The organism is Rhizomonospora bruguierae, from assembly GCF_018397995.1.
In the GTDB taxonomy this organism is placed as follows: domain Bacteria; phylum Actinomycetota; class Actinomycetes; order Mycobacteriales; family Micromonosporaceae; genus Rhizomonospora; species Rhizomonospora bruguierae.
This window is the reverse complement of the sequence record NZ_BBQH01000100.1, coordinates 1-15,745: the sequence shown is the minus strand read 5'-3', so window position 1 is coordinate 15,745 and position 15,745 is coordinate 1. Positions and strand designations below refer to the sequence as shown.

The following is a 15,745-nucleotide window of genomic DNA, read 5'->3' as shown; positions in this document are numbered from 1 at the left end:
GCATCAGCGCCGCAGCGGACCCAACCGGCTCCTGGCAAGTGGGCTACGCCCCGGGGCGGTGGACCGAGCTGGCCACCCACCTCCAGGCAGCGGGATTCAACGAGGAAGAGGTGACCGCCGCCGGTCTCGGCTTCATCCACAGCAGGAGCGGACGCCTGCTGGACCGCTTCCGCGACCGGCTCATGTTCCCCGTCACCGACGTGCACAACCGCGTCGTCGGATTCACCGCCCGCGACCTGGGCGGACGCGCCGAGGCGAAGTGGCTGAACACACCAGAGACGCCCGTCTACCGGAAACGCCTGCTGCTGTACGGACTCGGCCAGCAACTCGCGGACCGGCCCGCCGGCGTCGGCGACCCGATCGTGTTCGTCGTCGAAGGCGCCGCCGACGTACTCGCGATGCACCGGATGGCCGCCGCGCACGCCGCCATCCCCGAAACACAGCCGCTGTACGCGGTCGCACCGTGTGGCACCAACCTCACACGAGAACAGCTCGACCTGGTCCAACGAGCCCTACCCGACGCGCACCTGATCCTGGCCTTCGACGGCGACGAGGCCGGACGCCGAGCCGCAGACCGGGTATACCCGGTCGCCTCTCGATGGCCCGGCCAGGTCTCCGGAGTATGCCTGCCGAAGGGGCAGGACCCCGCCGACATGCTCGGCGCCATGGACCCCATCTCGGCGATAAGCGAGATCATCGGTGCCATCCAACCCCTCGCCCAGGTGCAGATGACCAACACGATCGACCGGCTGATCGCCACCAAGCGGATCACCGATCCGGTCCGGTTCGTCGAAGATCGGATCACCGCCTACCGGGCTATCGCCGAGCTGTTCGTCGACGCCCCACACGCCACCCGCGACATGGCTGAGGCCGCTGCCGAGCAGCTCGGCCTGGACTCAGCCGACGTCGCGCGTGGTGTGTTCGAGGCATGGAGTGCCCGCACCGGCACCCCCGGAGGAACCGACCCGCCTCCGGGCGTAGCCGCCCCGGCCCCCGCCGCTGAACCGGCGGCAAGCCCACCGGCCGAAGTCTCGGCGCCCTCCAGCCCTCACGCCGCAGGCGAGACGGGCATCACCGTCTCGGCCACAGCTCACCACACGGGAGGCCGCCGCACCGGCGCCACTGCCGCGGTTACACGCCACGACCCGAGCAGCGGGATCACCGTCTGGGCACTTGCCGACGGCATCGGCCGCCACGCCCAGGCCGCGACCGCCGCGCAGATGGCGGCCGACATCGCGGCGACGGTGAGCTTGCGCTCCACGCCAGCGGCCGGGCTGCACGCTGCGCGGGCCGCGATCAATGCCTTCTACAGCGGGGTTCACCCCAGCCAGGCGGGCGACGCCTCGCTGCTCGTCGTCTTGGCGTATCCGTCCCCGACGCACCGTCACGGCGTACGGTTCGAACTTGCCTGGGCCGGCGACTGCCGCGCCTACACCATCCGCGCTGGCCAGCTTGCCCAGGTCACCGCCGATCACACCGCCGGCCGGCAGCGGCGCGCCCAGGGAGAAGCCGCAACGCCTGGCGGTATCGCCGACGTGCTGCTCACGTCCAGCATCCGCGCCGGCGATATCAGCGTGTGCCCTCTTGATGAGGGGCCGCTGCTGCTGTGCAACAACGGCCTTCACCGCGCGGTCCCCGAGCGTCAGCTCGCGGCAGAGCTGGCGGGCATGAGCGACGCGCAGGCCAGCGCCGACCGGCTCGCCCGCGCGGTCGGGCAGCACAACGCCCGAGATGCGACCGTGCTACTCATCCACGCCCGATCCGCACCACCAGCTCGGATCACCACGACCAGAACCACCGCCCACCCGACGGTGACGGCGTCAGGATCCCCGGCTGCCCTGGCCAAGACCTCCTTCGCGGAGGCAGGAACCGATCCTGCGGCGGTCACGGCACCCGAGGCTGGATCGGTGCGAGGGCTTGGCCAGCGGTCCGCCGGCCGGCGACGCTGAGCGGCTGCGGCACTGCGCGCCCGATCGGCAACGCAATCGGCCCCCCGGCAGTTGCCGGCGGACCGATGGAAGCTGTGCATCTGGCGTCATAGCCGCGCCCCGCAGATGAGACGAGCCAGAGGAACTGGGCGATCCACCGGTTGCGCACCCGGTGGGCCCTTGATCCGGATACTTACGAAGAACAGTCGAGATGCCCACGCCCACGACCGGCTACCCGGTTTTCTCACGGGCACTCGGCTCCTGGTCTTGGCCGACAGCATCGTCCGCACGGCTGCTGAGGCGAGCGGGTGTCGCCGCGCGAACGGGCGCGGCGGCGTTGAATCACCGGCGCGAACGGTCGTGGCTGTTCGGACGTGGCAGGGGCTGCTGTACCGCCCGGTCCATTGCGCCTCCCGCATACTGGCTCGGCTCGGCGTTGGCAGCCCCCGTGAAGGCGAGCTTGGCCAGGCGCGGTGCCGCGAGGGGCAGCTGCGACGGTGCCGATGCGAGTGCGGAGGCGCCCACGGCGGCGAGCGCTGACCGCAACCGGTAGACCTGCTCGTCGTCAGGCTGCGCAACGCGCCAGCGTGCGACAGCGTGATATACCAACGACCTGGGCACCCGTTCGAGTTCCCGCCGGCCAAGGACGAAGAAGTGACCGTTTCGAGCGGCCTTCTGGGTTGCCGCGCGCAGAACTTCCGCCAGTGACGGCAGCACCCCGGCGAGCTTGTCGATCGCTTCGAGTCGGGAGCCCCGGCCGGTGAGGTGGCCTGGTCGCGGCGGCCCTGGACGGACCCATCCTTTGACCAGGTCAAGCTCACGGGCCATCTGAGCTGCCGGGCCGTGTGGTGGCGTGCCATGCAGCTGACCGGCAGCATGAGCCGCTGCGCTCCAGGAACGCCAATCCGCGCCAACAGCGCCAGGTGAAGCGAGTGCGCTGACCGCGAGGGCCGCTTGGGTGGCTTCGGCCAGATGACTGGCGCGCACCTCGCCGGGGTTGCGGTGCATCCAGTCCCGCGCCGCGACCAACGAACTCCGCGCCGTCGTGCCGTCTCTGATCGCCCGGCGACTTGTTGGGACCGGCAGCGGTTCCAGCAGGTGCAGCAGCGATGGAGCGTCGCCCGCGTCCGACATCACCTGGTGCACGACCTCGGTCAGGTAGCCGCTGCTGGTCCAGCGGGCCTCGTCCGCTACCGTCTCGAAGGCCCCATACGCGAGTCGATGGCTGCTCGACAGCCACTCAGGTAGCCCGGCGTCGATGGTCAGCATGTCCTTGGTCAGCGCGGCGATGTCGGCCAAGCCGGCTTTCCGGCCGGCACCCGCACGAATCGCCACTCCCTCTGGAGTCAGCGGCTCCCGGGCTGGCGGCGCGTGGCCGGTCAGGATCTCCCCAGCCACCGCGATCGCCTCCGCCGCCGACTCCAGATGGCGCCCTACCCGGCAGATCGGGGCCGTGGAAGGGGCAGCCCGCCGGTCGACGCGAGCCGCAGCGGTGAGTCCCAGGTAGAGGCGTGTCGTTTGATCCCCTGCCTGCATCCGCAAGGCGACATCGACGGTGGCTGGGTCGATGTCGGCACGAGCCGGTTGATCGCCGACGACCAGCTCCACGAGTTTGACCAGCCGGGCATAGACCCTGTGCCGAGCCACGACGGTCGCTCCAACGTCATCGAGAGTGACCGCCGGATCGGCCGGTAGGCGTGCTTGCGCAGGGTCAGCTCGTCGTGCGCTCGCGATAGCCAGTGTCCGTACGTCACACCAGACCTCGCATCGCGGCGTTCAACCGCTCGGCTGTCGCGGCGTAGGCGAAGCGGCGTTGGGCCGGCACCTGCGGCTGCCTACTCGCTTGGTCGTAGCCGTCCGCGAGTACCGACACGAGGCGGATCAGGGCCCGCTGCGTCGGAGTGGATGCGATCGAGGACTGCGTAGCGAGGACGGCGATCGGCGCCGGATCGGGGTACAGCTCGGTGAGCGTGGCGAGCAGCTCGAACCCGAGCAGCGCCCACTCCTGGGATGGCACATCCGGAGAGTCGAAGGCCAGACACGCCAGCCGAAGGTTGGCCTGCGCCTCGGTGTCGTCGACGACCCCCCACTCCTTCAGGCGAGCGACGGCCTGCTGCAACGCCGTGATGTAGTTCATCCCCGAATCCTTTCGATCGCGCGGAAGGCTGTCCACAGGACAGCGATGTCCTGTGGATAACCGGCGAAGCCCACCGTTGGCTGCCGCTGGGTGGTCACCGCGAGAGCCTGGCTGCGTACGCATCTCGACGGCCGTCACTCCCACCAGCCGTCAGGGGCGGCCGCAGCTGTCGCCGGCTGGAGTTCGGTGTGGCGGGCGGCACGGTCGTCATCGGCGGCTCGGCACTGCCGGAAGGGGCCGTCGTCGCCGAGCAGTTCGTGGATGTGCCGGTCGACCTCGACCGACCAGGCCGACATGCCGGTCGCCGCGAGACGGCTGACTTCCCAGGAGCGCCAGAGCAGTTCGAGCCGCCAGATCGCCTCGGCGTGGCGCCACCACTGCGGGCACCAGTGCCACCGTTGCCCGTCGACGCGCCACCCGAACATCGGTAGGAACAAACCGGTGACCCAGGCTTCGACGGTCGGGAACCTCAAGGCGGCCGGCGCGTCGGTGGCACTGGGCGTTTGGTCATCGAGCCGCTGGGTGAGTTCAGCGACCTGGTTCTGCAGGGCGGCGACCATTCCGCCCAGGTCCTCGTCACGGCGGCTGGTCACCGAGTCCTCCTCTGGGCGGGGTGTGCTGTCGGGGTGCGGATTGGCATGGCGGTCGGATGGGCGGTAAGTGCCCGCCGCGCAGGCAGTGCGAATGACTCGGCCGCCAGTCTTGCCGCCGACGGTGCGGTTGCGGCGTGCGCGCTGGCGTCAGCGGCGAGGTCACCGGCACGGCCGGTTGCTGCTGCGGCGGCGGTGCGAGCCGCCTGGTGTTCATTGATCGCCGTGGCGGGGTTGTCAGGTGTGGCAGCGGTGGTGGCTGCGGTGCGCTGCTCGGCCTCGGCCCGGTCGAGGAGGGTCTCGATGTGGGCGAGTGATTGCGCGGACCAGCCGCTGTCTTCGAGGTTGTGCAGCAGTCGGGCCCGGCCGACCTGGTCCAAGGTGCCGGCGAGTCGGGTGACCTCGTGGTCGAGTTCTTCGCCGATTTGCGTGAGCGTGCCGGCGGTGGGGGGTCGGCCGTCATGTGGCCGGGCGGGGCCCGATCCGGACCAGACGTACCGGGCTGCGTCCGCCATCGCTTCCTGGCGTGATAGCCCGGCATCGCGTCTCAGGTGGTAGAAGTCGATCAAACTCGGGGCGCGACGGCGGAGTTCGTCTTCAGCGGCGGTCAGCACAGTGGCGGCGGTGGGGTTGGTGTTCGCATTCTGGGCCGCCTGTCCCCAATGCCGTGCCACCTCCACGAAGGGCAGGTCCGCGAGGTAGTCGCGGAGCCTCTCATCGTCCCCGGCGAGGCGGGACCATTCTCGTTGTCGTCGGGACGCGTCCGCTGCGGCGAGCCGCTCCGCTTTTCGTTGCGCATTCTGCTCGTCCTGCTCCCGGCGGGCCTGGTCGCGCAGTTCCTGTTCGGCTCGGTTGGCTTTGGCGCGGGCGTTCTCTGCGGCCAGCCGCGACCCGGCCTCGACGAGTACGCCGAGGGCCATGAGCCGTTCCATCGCGCGCTGGTTGCCCTCGCTCCAGGGGTCGTGATGCTCGGGTTCCATGCCGGCGATGGTGCGCGGCGTGGGTTTCCGGCGGCGCTACCGAAAGCGGCTACGGGCGGATGTCTGAGCCCGCGGTGCCGCTACGGGTAGCGGCTGGTCGGTTGCCAGCGCTGCGGAGCGGCCGGAGGAGAGCGGCGGGGGCAGGTCGCTCCCAATCTGCCCCCCGCCGAATCGGAGCGGTTGGTCACAACCTGGCGGGGCGAGATGACTGACGGCGTAGCCGTTGGCTCTGGTGTCGGTGCGGCTTTGCGCTCCTAACCACTGGAGTCAACGGGCCAGGACCTCAGCCTTGCCCTTATGAGGGATCCTCAGACTCCAGTTGCTCCTGAATAGCCCGCAGCACCGACGCGACCATCATGACCGCGACGGCGGCGTTGCCCGGCGTGTAGTGCGCAACGTGGTCCTGGTGGACGGTGACATGCCGGCTCAGCTCCTTCGGGGCCGGCATGCCGCTGTCGGCATACCACGGGACAAAGAAGGGACCGATCGGTGCCATGGCAGCGCGGAACCGCATGTTGCCGACCGTCAGATCCTTCACGTCGTCAACCTTCAACGCTGCGGCGATTCGCTGGTACTTGCTCTTTCGCTCGCCCGGCAGTTGCTCCTTCGGTTCGACCAGCCGAGTCACGACCGTCTCGACGACCACGACGGCCAAAGCTTGCGCCGCCTCGTAATGCCTTGCAGCGAACGCGTCGATTGCCTTCATGCCGAGCGGCACCTGCTCAGCCAGCTCTGGATGCGTCACCTCGGCCAGGACAGCCCGGCAGTCATCTGCCACCGCAGTGTCGCGCGCCACGAGAATCTTGAGGCGGGCATCGCGGTCCGGTGCGTCGAGCAGCTCCGTCAGGATCTCCGCGCGCGGAACCCACACCAGCGGAATGCCTTCCTCCTGCAACACCGGCTACGCAACCCTGGTGCTGATACCGGTGCCACGCCAGTTGGGCGGGAGCTTCTCGGCCAGCAGTTGCATATGCTCGCGCAGGCCACGGAGGGTCGGAAGCTCGAACGACAGCTGCGCCATCAGCGATTTCACGTTCGGCATCGCGGCCTTTACGACCCGAGCGATGTGCTCGTCGAAGTTGGGCAGGGCTGTCCGCGGAATCGCCATCGGCGGCAGTTGCACCCGTATCTGCCGGGCCAACGCGTTAACTTGCGGCTGGAGCGCCCGGTTGACGGCAGCCCTAAACCGGGCGAGCGCCTCCGAGGAGATGATCAGGTCGTCGTACTCTTCGTCGTTGTCAGCCTGGTCCGCCGCTTGACCTTCAACGGGTTCGTTGTCCGGGTGCTCGTCAGCGGGATCCTCATGCTCAGGCCGATCGCTAATGTCTATCACGCCTTCCTTCAGCCCGTCCGAACACGTGTTCGGTGCAGCGTGATCGTACCGACACTCCGCGCCTGCCAAGGCCAGTCCCAATTGGCGACCAACTGGGCTGCCTGGTCGGTCAGCTCGCGAGCGGCGTACGCGCGGCGCCCACGAGGGCGCCGCGGGTGTCAATCAGGTCGTGATCGAGTGATCCGGGTCGTGGCTAGTCGACGTCGAGGAGCTTGAGCAGAGCCGGGACGCTGACGAGGTAGCGGCGCCCGATGCGGAGGATCTTCACCGGGAACTCGTCGGTCTTGGCCAGCTCGTAGGCCTTCGTTCGGCCGATGCCGAGGATCTCCCCGGCGGTCTCGATGTCGGTAGTCATGCCGAGGGCGCGCACCGCCTGCTCCGTCCAGACCTGGGGCTGCGGTGTGGTCGCGGTACTGGTCGTCATCGGTCAGTCCTCCCGCTGCTGCCTCGTGCTGACCCATGGGGGCCTGCGACAACAGCGACGATGCCGATGGCGGGGTGACACCGGGGCTACCCCTTACGGTGCCCTGCACTGGGCATAGCGTTCAGCAGCTGGGAACCCGGTACCCATTCCCGGACTGCGGACCGCGGACTAGGCCGGCTGCGTGCCGGGGCGCTACGGGTAACGCCGATTCAACCTTCGGCGCCCGGTTGCGCTTCTTGCTTCGGCCGGCCGGTGCTCGACGCCGAACCAGTGCGCTTGTTGATCCAAACTTCGACCCGGTGACGCTTCCAGGAGCGGATGACCCCTCGACGGCCGGGCTCCTCCAGGTCGGGCTTGATCAGGTAGCCGTCACGGTCCTCCTCCCAGGCCGGGACGCTTTTCTCCACGTACTTCGACCAGGCGCCAGCGCTGACCCTGATGATCGTCCGGAACTCCTTCGCGGTGATCAGCTCGTTCGGGTCGCCCTCCAGGCTGACTTGGTGCACCCGGGCCATGCGAGCGGTCCGCTTGGCTTGGAAGTACGCGAGGTTGAACGCGTCGAGATCGTCGAGCGCGTACCACTCTTGGCCGTCCTGTACATCGACCGGTTCTCGCCAGCCTGTGGTGGGGCGCTGTTTGGGTGAGGCGACCAGGTTGATGGTGTGCAGGCTCCGGTTGAGGTATTCGGCGGCTCCGCGGCGGTTCGTGCAGGGGCGGCCGTTGATCACCCGTAGTTCCACGCGTCCCCCTGGGTTCACGTCCCGACGCACCCCAGCGTTGCCCGTCAGGCCGCCGTTTCCGCTTCCGCTCGCCGCAGCCGGGCGGCCCCGGCCGCGGGTGAGGGTCACTGTACCGGCAGCAGTGTCGCCGGGTGCTTCCGCCGTTTCCGGAAGCAGCACGTCAATCCTCATCATGAACCGTCCTCGACGGGTCTGGGGCGTGGGCACGGAGCGCGCCGTTGCCGGGGCGGAGTCAGGCCCCCTGGGTGCGCCTACGGTCGCGCCTCCCGGTTCGTGGGGTACCGGGAGGCGCGACCGAGTTGGGTAGGGCGTGCCGGTCAGGTGCCGGCGGTGGCGAGTTCCCGCCGCGACGCCACGGAGAGCACGCTCCGGATCGTCCGGTCTGAAACGCCCGCCAGCGTTGCCAGTTCCTGCTGTTTCGCGTCCGGGTTATCCCGGTGTGCTTCGAGCACCGCCAGGACGGTGGCCGGGCTGACCCGGTCGACCTGCGGCACCGGTCGCCCGTCGAACATCAATGGCTCGCCCGCTGGCGCGTTCGACGCCGTTCGGCGACGGCGCGGTGACATCCGCTCCATGATCAGGCGGAGCTGATCCTCCGTGGCCTCGCGGCGCTGCTGTTCGTCAGCGAGAGCACGCTCGGCGGTTGCCACCTGGACCTCCAGGTCTTTGCGGAGCCGCGCCTGCTCCGTGCCCGCGCGCCGGAGGTTGGCGACCTCCGCTTCCGCCAAGTCGCCGCGTCGGCGCCATTCCTGTGCCTCCGCTTCCGCCCGACCCTGACTCCGGGCCGCCTGCTCTGCTTCCGCTCGGGCAGTCGCTGCTGCCTCCTCGGCCGCCGCACGCAGGGCCGCTTCGTGCTCGGCTCGCTGCTTTGCCCGTTCCGCCTCCTCGTTTGCTTCCGCTCGCCGCGCTGCTTCCGCTTCCACCGTCTGCCGGGCCACCCGGGTTTCCGCTTCCGCCTGAGCGCGACGCGTCGCTTCTGCGTTTAGCCGTGCTTCCGCTTCCGCCAGCGCCGCGCGGGCCAGGCGGGCATCCTCCTGCGCCGCTTCCATCTCCTTGCGCGCCGGCCCCGGCAGCGCCAGTGACGGTACCGAGGTGCCGGTCTGGGCGAGGTGCAGCAGCATCGTGAGCGCCTTGCCGGTCTCCCCGGCACGGGCAGCGTTACGGGCGGCGGTACGCGCCTGCTTCCTGACGTCAGCCGCGAGCGCCTCCTGCAGCTCGCGGTCCCGCTCGATGGCGGCAAGCCGGCGGCGCTCACGCCGAGCAGCCTCGGCACGAGCGACCAGGGCCGCCGCGCCGGGGCTCAGCCGGTCGAGCACGTCCAACCGCCAAGCCGTGAAGGTCGAGCTGGGGGCCACCAGCCACCGCCGCCATCCGAACCGCTCCGGCGGTGGCGGCAGCATGCCCCGGTCGCGCAGCGTCGGCCTGTGCTTGGCCCCGCTGCGGACCTCGTACACGATGATGCCGAGGGCCGAGAGGAACGACAGGCCGACCGCCTTGACCGGGTCGGTGTGGTGGCCGATGGCGTTGACCGCTACCGCCGCCGCCGTGCAGACCCAGATCAGCGCCCGCGCCGCGAGCGCCCGCTCCCCGGCGAGGCGCTGTTGCTGCGCGGTCAGGGCCATCGCCAGGCCCGTGCCCTCGATCGCGACCGCCGCCACGACGCCGATCGGCGTGGGCAGACCGTTGATCCTGGCTGCGTCGACCTGCCCATACACGGCGCCCGCCACAGCCAAGCCGTAGATCACGCCGGAGTAGACCGAGGCGGCATTGGCTCGTACGTACTCGACGCGGCGCGCGTACCAGGCCGCCGTGTCCTGCCGGCGGGCCTGCCGCCGCTTCCGCCTCGCCTCACGCTGGTCCTCGCGTTCCTTCCGGCGGCGCTCGGCGCGATCAGCCTTATGCCGATCGCGCTGGTCATCCAGCCGCAGCCGCCCTTCCTTCTCGCGCAGGCGTCGCTCCACCGCCGCGTCCTCGTCGGCGATTCGCTGCTTGCTGGCCAGCAGCTCCCGCTCGGCGGTCGCCAGCTCACGGGCAACCCGCCGATCGGTCCTAGCCAGGTTGGTCAGGTCGGTGCTCATCGCGCCACCGGGCCTTCCAGTTCCCCGCGCGCCGGCACCGACCCTGGCGGCACGTAGTGAAACGGGGGCCGAAGGAACGGCGGCGCCGGGGCCATAAGGTCTGTCATGGGTCGGACCTCCGTTGTCCGATCTAGGTCCCGGCCGGTGGGTTGCCTCCACCGGTCGGGACCGCTGCGTTTAAGGGCCGGACGGGCACCAACGGTGGTGATCATCCGGCTCATCGTGGGAGCTACGGGTTATCGGCAGCGCTACGGGTAACGCCACTGGTGTACGGTGCTCGGTTTCCGGCGTCCCGCCGGCCGGCCTGACCGGCCGGATCGCGGCACGGCGCGCCGCCGATGCGGCGTTCAGCGCGCCGGCGGCTCGCCGGGTAAGGGGTGGATCGGCGCAGCGAACACCTTGATGCAGTAGCCGGAGCAGTGCTCCCGTCAGGTGGTGTCGTCGGCCTCGTCGTCGTAGAGCAGGTGCCCGGCGGCCCGGCTGATGCCGAGCCGATACCCGGCGGCGCGAAGCCGGCTGGCGGCATCAGCGCGGCTGATGACGTGCCAGCCCAGCGCGCGCAGCGCGGTTTCCACGTCTGCGGTCGTCCGTTGGGCGGAGGGTCTCCGGCCGGCAGCGGTTCTGGCGTGGTCGCCTCCAGCAGCTTGAACCCGCGAGCCGGGACCGGGCCGTTGTCGTGATGGGGACGGATGCCGGTCAGACCGGCGGCGCCGGTCGGCAGGTGCAGCCACACGTGACCGATCTCGCGGGCAGCGTGCGGGTCACCGGGCCAACCACGGAGGTGGCCGCCGCTCGAGCGGTCGGCCCCGTCGAGATGGGGCGCGGAACTGACGTGCGTTGTCATGAGAACTCCCGAGGACTTGGCGTCGAGCTCTGGCAAATGCCACCCGATCTGACTTGTAATGATACCGCATCAAATCCGTCCTGCCTGCCACGCCATCAAACTGAGCCTGCCCATCCTGGATGATCCGGCGCCCGTCCGCGCCCGGCTTGGCGGAGCTTGGCCAGGCGCTGGCTGACGGCGGTCAAAGCGGCGCCGGCGAGGGCCCGGCTCCAGCACCCAAGGTGGCTTGCTGCGTGGCCAATGTCGGGTCGGCCGTCTGCCGCAGACTGGCCGCACCCGGCGGAAATCGCTCGTGGAATGTCGTACCCCCAGTGCATGATCGGGAGCCATGTGGAGCGTGACCGGCGGTTCATGGGGCGGCGATGAGTTCAGGATGGCCTCGGGCGCTGAGATCGTCGGTCGCGACAGCGACTCGTTCGAGATGAAGGTCAGCATCCCGAGCGATGAGGACGGCTTCTTCGGCAGGCAGTGTCCAAGCTGCCGGCAGATTTTCCGGATCGACGGGAACGACTACGATGCGCTGCCCGATGAGGTCGTGCTGTGGTGTGTGTACTGCGGCCACCACGACGAGCACAGCGAGTTCATGACCCAGCAGCAGCTCGACCGGGCACTGCGCGCCGCCGGAGACCTCGGGGTACAGCTCATCGGGCAGGCGCTCGACCAGGCATTCAGCGGTTTCAGGTCGTCGCGGCGCTCCGAGTTCGGCATCGAGATCAGCTACCGGACCGAACCGTTCTACCCCGAGCCGCTGCCGGGAATCGACGAGGAAAAGCTGATCCGGATCCGTAGCTGCGAGCGCTGCTCGCTGCGCTACGCGGTGTTCGGCGAGCACCGTTTCTGCCCGGTGTGCGGACATCTGCCAGCTTTGGTGGTCGCCCTGGACGCGCTCGCTGCAGAGACAGCGCGCCTCGACGGTGTGGCGCAGCTGCCAGCGCAGACCGCAGCCATGCTGCGTGAGCAGGGTGTCTTCACCCGGCTGTGGGTCGACACCCTGAAGAACCTGGTCGGAGTGGTGGAGGCACTCGGCACGGCGGTGTTCCGCGACACGGTCCCGGACGCCGACCAGCGGCTCAGGGGAAAGGGCAACATCTTCCAGCGGCTGGACCACACCGCCGATCTGTTCGTCGATGCCGGCTATCCCGACCTACGAACGGTGGTCGATCCAGCCAGGTGGCAACGACTGATCGAGTTCTGGGCGGCGCGGCATGTGTTCACCCACAACGACGGACTGGTCGACGAAAAGTACCTGACGAAGGTGCCAGCCAGCACAATGCGGATCGGCCAGCGCCTCACGACTACCGAGCAGCTCTGCCGTCAGGCCATCGCTGACACCGAGGTCCTGTGCCGCGCCGTCGCCGGGCTGACCGCGCCCTGAGCGCGGATTTGAATACCGCTGACTCGTAGCCGAGCCGGCCCTATGTCGATCCGAAGCCGGATGCCAATGACAGTGGGTGCTTCCCGGGCGGTCAGCGCGGTCGGTGATGTGGGCGGGGCGTCGTCGACCTCACCCTTTCCGATTCCTTGCTCAATGCCGACTGTGTGGAAGAGCCGGTGATGGTCACCCCGGGCAGGTCGACCGCGCGCCATCGGCGCGTCACTAGTCGCCGGTCCTCCGGCCGCCGCGATCTGGCGGCGGCCGGAGAGCCGCACCGTTGGCTACGCCTCCGGGGCAGCCAGGGTGGCGGGGCTTGAGTCGGTGGCCGGCAGTGGTGACTCACCGCAGGCCCGAAGCTCGACCGTGGACAGCTCGTACCCGTTGGCTTCGAGGTAGCGCAGATACCGGGTGGTGCTGCCGCTGACGCTGCGCCACGAGTTGCGGCTGGTCGCCTCTTCGTAGGCGGCCAGGAGCAGGCCCAGCGCGATCATCTGGGCACGCTCGTCGCTGGCCTTGCCGACGAGTTCAACCATCGCCGGGGCTCGCCGGCCGAGCGCCGGAGCCTGGTCCGGCAGCCCGAGCAGGTCATGGGCCAGCCGGTTGCCGCCGGTCAGCGCCGACGTCACGGCGTGGTCGGCACGCGCGAGGCTCCCGGCGATGAAGCCGGCGGCCGTCTTCGGCGCGGCCTTGCGGGCGAGGAACGTGCGCAGCCAATTCCGGCGGACCGTCTCGGCGCTGTCCCACGCCTTGTTGGACTGGATCACGTCACGGCGTTGGGCGCGAGCTTCTTCCCGTTCGGCGTCGGTCATCTCCGTGGCGGTCTTGCGTCCGCTGCCGGAGTCGTACCCGCGCCTGCGCAGCGTGTGTCCGTGGGCGGCGAAGTCGGTGCACACGTACTCAGGCACCCAGGCCCGGTACGGGCGAGCCGGTTCCGGCTCCTCGGCGTCCTCGTCTGCCTCGGCCGAGGTGTCGTCGCCCCAGGGATCGTCCCCGTCGTTGTCCTCGTTCGGGTAGACCCATTCGTCGTCGAGAAAGGCGGCGTGCCCGGGGCAGGAGGCGTGGTTTTCCTCGGTGAGTTGCTCCTCGCCGTGCTTCAGCTCCGACAGCCGCCTGATCTGCTCGTCGTTCCACGCCGGTTGGTCAACCACGGTGATCCCGGCGGCGGCGAGGGCAGCGGCAGCTTCGGCCTTCGCCGCTGCCTCGGCGCGGGCGTCGCGCAGCTTCTGCGCCTCGTGGTCGAAGCCGCCGCGCTGAGCGGCGACCACGAGCCGCTTGACCGCCTCCGCGTCGTCCTCGAACTCCGCGACCACAGCAGCCTGGTCGATGGTGAGGAACTCCCACCGTTGCGTGGCCCCGCGAGCGAGCTTGCAGCGGGCCACCGAGAGCGCTTTGTCGACCACCGGCCGGCTCGTGGACATCCGCTTGGCGATCTCCCCCGCTGGGACACCGCACAAAGCGAGTTGGTCGTACGCGGTCACGCGCTCGGCGACGGTGAGGGGTTCCCGGTGGTCGTTCTCGTTCACCTGGTCGGTCAGCCGATCGGCCTCATCCGGCTTCGGGACGACCATCACCCGCACCCACGGTCGCTGGGCTTGCACGGCCGCGAGAGTCCGCCGTTGCCCGCGCAGCACAACGAGGCGGCCGTCGTCGTCCTGGTAGGCGACAACCGGCTCTAGAACGCCGCGCTGGCGGACGTTCTCGACGTAGGTCTTGCGCAGGCGTGGATCCAAGCGCACGTTGGCGCCTACGACCAGGGTCGCGGGGTCGACACGAAGCAGCTTCTCCTCGAACTGCTCGTCTTCGACCGCACGGGTTGCGGTGGCCGTGGCCGTCATTGGAGCAGAAGTCGTCACGGTGAGTGTCCTTCCAAGGGATGTGCAGGCAGCAGCGATCGCGACGGCAGCGGGCACAAATGGCCCCTGCGTCGGCGGCGGTGAGTGAAGGTGTGGGGGACGGCGACGAGCGGCGCTGCGGGTAGCCGCAGCCGCTACGCTGTGCCGTGCGGACCGTCTGGCGGTGCGCCGGGCTCAGGTTGTAGCGGCTTGGAGCCCCGGTGCTGGCCCGCGCGACGTAAGGCCGCGCGGGCCTGCGCCGTTACTCCTGGTGCAGCGGAGTCTCCAGCTCGCACTGACCGACCAGTTGCTGGTGCAGCCACGTACGTACCCGGTACCGAGCGAGCCCGTTGACGGCAGGCAGCTCGGTGGTCTCGACCTCGATCGACACCAGCGCATCGGCCAGGCGGACGTACGCAGCGACCAGGGCGTCACGGCTGCCAGGGCCGTGCAGACGCCGGGTGATCTCCGCCTGGGCGACCGCCCGCACGCCTCCGACGAGGAGCCCGGAGTCTGGACGCAGTGTGGTCAGGATGATGTAGGTCACGGACTGCCGGGTGGGCATCACGTTCTCGGCCGGCACGAGGTTCGGGTTCCCGGCGTCGCTCGGCTGCTGGCCGGTCACTGCGCACCGCCGGGGCGTTCGTCCCTGGTTACGGTGTCCGTCGCCGCCTCAGTCGGCTCGAGCGATTGGGCTGGCGGGGCAAGCAGGAAGGTCTGTCCGCCGGACAGGTCCAGGACCGTGCCGGCGTCGGTGACGACGTTGTAGCGGGTGCGCCGGCCGGAGACGGCCTCCTTGTCGAGGACGGTCGCAGCGGTCGCGCCGGTCCTGACTCGGCTCGGGTGCCAGTCGCCGCGGGTGCGGGTCGATGCCTTGGTCGCGTCGTCGGTGATGAGGATCCGATCACCCCGCGTCAAGCGGGTGGTGGTTTTCTTTCCTTGCGCAGTCACGGAGGTTCCCTCTGTCTGGCGGTTGTCGGTCACGACGTGAGCCGGGTGGTAGCGACACCCGAAGGCCGAACACGTCAAGAGGTCAGGGCTGAGCGAGCCCGTCGAAGTGGTTCACCGGCGGGAGCGCCACAGGGCCGGGCGACCGGACGACCGTGGCTTGCTCCTGCTACGCAGGAAGCGACCGTGGTCGTCGCCATTCCCGCTCACTGCTTCTAATGATGCCGCATCAAGCTCCCGGGGCGGTCCGGTCATCGATGGCTGGGGGGTCGGCCATCAACGAGGCACCGCTGACGCCGGCGTCAGCGTCGAGAACGTTCAACCGATCGGACAATGCATTTCCTTCCCTCGGGCATCCGGCTGGAGATCAGCCAGTCATTTATAATGATACCGCATCAATGCTTGAGGTACCACCCGATACGGCGCTTGACGTGGAGAAACACGCCTCCAATGGCACTGACGCAACCGATGCAGTAGGCAACCGCTCGCCATTGGGGCAGCTCCGACCGAACGGCCGTACCGGCGCTCCTCCGCAG

15 protein-coding genes are annotated in these 15,745 nt (G+C 69.4%); 2 read left to right on the top strand and 13 right to left on the bottom strand.

The genetic code is table 11. The features are described from left to right. Positions 1 to 1,949 (top strand): toprim domain-containing protein (locus tag KJS59_RS29550; protein ID WP_213457097.1); only part of this gene is annotated, 1,949 nt, incomplete at its 5' end. Positions 1,950 to 2,270: 321 nt separating this feature from the next. On the opposite strand, the gene KJS59_RS29545 is transcribed toward KJS59_RS29550, so the two are convergent. The 10 genes from KJS59_RS29545 to KJS59_RS31610 form a co-directional block, all read right to left on the bottom strand. Then, positions 2,271 to 3,536 (bottom strand): hypothetical protein, encoded by a 1,266-nt coding sequence (locus tag KJS59_RS29545; protein ID WP_249715124.1) that lies wholly within the window; start codon positions 3,534 to 3,536, stop codon positions 2,271 to 2,273. Positions 3,537 to 3,678: 142 nt separating this feature from the next. Then, positions 3,679 to 4,065: a hypothetical protein gene (locus KJS59_RS29540; RefSeq protein ID WP_213457095.1), complete on the bottom strand. Its 387-nt coding sequence runs from the start codon at positions 4,063 to 4,065 to the stop codon at positions 3,679 to 3,681. Between the two features lie 134 nt (positions 4,066 to 4,199). Continuing rightward, positions 4,200 to 4,658: a DUF4913 domain-containing protein gene (locus tag KJS59_RS29535; protein ID WP_213457093.1), complete on the bottom strand. Its 459-nt coding sequence runs from the start codon at positions 4,656 to 4,658 to the stop codon at positions 4,200 to 4,202. Further along, positions 4,655 to 5,635 (bottom strand): hypothetical protein, encoded by a 981-nt coding sequence (locus KJS59_RS29530; RefSeq protein ID WP_213457091.1) that lies wholly within the window; start codon positions 5,633 to 5,635, stop codon positions 4,655 to 4,657. Before KJS59_RS29530 ends, KJS59_RS29535 begins: the two co-directional genes overlap by 4 nt. Before the next feature lie 295 nt (positions 5,636 to 5,930). Further along, positions 5,931 to 6,533, bottom strand: coding sequence for a hypothetical protein (locus KJS59_RS29525; protein ID WP_213457089.1), 603 nt, complete (start codon positions 6,531 to 6,533; stop codon positions 5,931 to 5,933). A 3-nt stretch (positions 6,534 to 6,536) separates the two neighbouring features. After that, the gene (locus tag KJS59_RS29520) at positions 6,537 to 7,037 is read right to left on the bottom strand and encodes a hypothetical protein (protein WP_213457088.1); all 501 of its coding nucleotides are present in this window, start codon (positions 7,035 to 7,037) and stop codon (positions 6,537 to 6,539) included. Positions 7,038 to 7,161: 124 nt separating this feature from the next. Beyond that, a complete protein-coding gene (locus KJS59_RS29515) occupies positions 7,162 to 7,392 on the bottom strand; it encodes a MerR family transcriptional regulator (protein ID WP_213457087.1) in 231 nt (76 codons plus the stop codon). Positions 7,393 to 7,601: 209 nt separating this feature from the next. Further along, positions 7,602 to 8,306 (bottom strand): hypothetical protein, encoded by a 705-nt coding sequence (locus tag KJS59_RS29510; protein WP_249715122.1) that lies wholly within the window; start codon positions 8,304 to 8,306, stop codon positions 7,602 to 7,604. A 143-nt stretch (positions 8,307 to 8,449) separates the two neighbouring features. Then, positions 8,450 to 10,210: a DUF2637 domain-containing protein gene (locus KJS59_RS29505; protein ID WP_213457086.1), complete on the bottom strand. Its 1,761-nt coding sequence runs from the start codon at positions 10,208 to 10,210 to the stop codon at positions 8,450 to 8,452. A 428-nt stretch (positions 10,211 to 10,638) separates the two neighbouring features. After that, on the bottom strand, positions 10,639 to 10,785 hold the full coding sequence (locus KJS59_RS31610) for a hypothetical protein (RefSeq protein ID WP_249715120.1): 147 nt from the start codon (positions 10,783 to 10,785) through the stop codon (positions 10,639 to 10,641). A 597-nt stretch (positions 10,786 to 11,382) separates the two neighbouring features. Between KJS59_RS31610 and KJS59_RS29495 the strand changes: the two genes are divergently transcribed. Then, positions 11,383 to 12,429, top strand: a complete 1,047-nt coding sequence (locus KJS59_RS29495) for a hypothetical protein (RefSeq protein WP_213457085.1) — start codon at positions 11,383 to 11,385, stop codon at positions 12,427 to 12,429. 281 nt (positions 12,430 to 12,710) lie between these two features. On the opposite strand, the gene KJS59_RS29490 is transcribed toward KJS59_RS29495, so the two are convergent. The 3 genes from KJS59_RS29490 to KJS59_RS29480 form a co-directional block, all read right to left on the bottom strand. Continuing rightward, positions 12,711 to 14,264 carry a ParB/RepB/Spo0J family partition protein gene (locus KJS59_RS29490; protein ID WP_249715118.1) on the bottom strand — a complete coding sequence of 518 codons (1,554 nt, stop codon included), beginning with the start codon at positions 14,262 to 14,264 and terminating at the stop codon, positions 12,711 to 12,713. Positions 14,265 to 14,523: 259 nt separating this feature from the next. Further along, positions 14,524 to 14,886 (bottom strand): hypothetical protein, encoded by a 363-nt coding sequence (locus KJS59_RS29485; protein ID WP_213457083.1) that lies wholly within the window; start codon positions 14,884 to 14,886, stop codon positions 14,524 to 14,526. Then, positions 14,883 to 15,245, bottom strand: a complete 363-nt coding sequence (locus tag KJS59_RS29480) for a hypothetical protein (RefSeq protein ID WP_249715116.1) — start codon at positions 15,243 to 15,245, stop codon at positions 14,883 to 14,885. The genes KJS59_RS29485 and KJS59_RS29480 overlap by 4 nt, the downstream gene beginning before the upstream one ends. Between the last annotated feature and the right edge of the window lie 500 nt (positions 15,246 to 15,745).

Coding starts and splice junctions, on each gene's coding strand:
- KJS59_RS29505 (WP_213457086.1), bottom strand. CDS start 10,210: ATGAGCACCGACCTGACCAACCTGGCTAGGACCGATCGGCGGGTTGCC.
- KJS59_RS29495 (WP_213457085.1), top strand. CDS start 11,383: ATGTGGAGCGTGACCGGCGGTTCATGGGGCGGCGATGAGTTCAGGATG.
- KJS59_RS29530 (WP_213457091.1), bottom strand. CDS start 5,635: ATGGAACCCGAGCATCACGACCCCTGGAGCGAGGGCAACCAGCGCGCG.
- KJS59_RS29515 (WP_213457087.1), bottom strand. CDS start 7,392: ATGACGACCAGTACCGCGACCACACCGCAGCCCCAGGTCTGGACGGAG.
- KJS59_RS29490 (WP_249715118.1), bottom strand. CDS start 14,264: ATGACGGCCACGGCCACCGCAACCCGTGCGGTCGAAGACGAGCAGTTC.
- KJS59_RS29510 (WP_249715122.1), bottom strand. CDS start 8,306: ATGATGAGGATTGACGTGCTGCTTCCGGAAACGGCGGAAGCACCCGGC.
- KJS59_RS29540 (WP_213457095.1), bottom strand. CDS start 4,065: ATGAACTACATCACGGCGTTGCAGCAGGCCGTCGCTCGCCTGAAGGAG.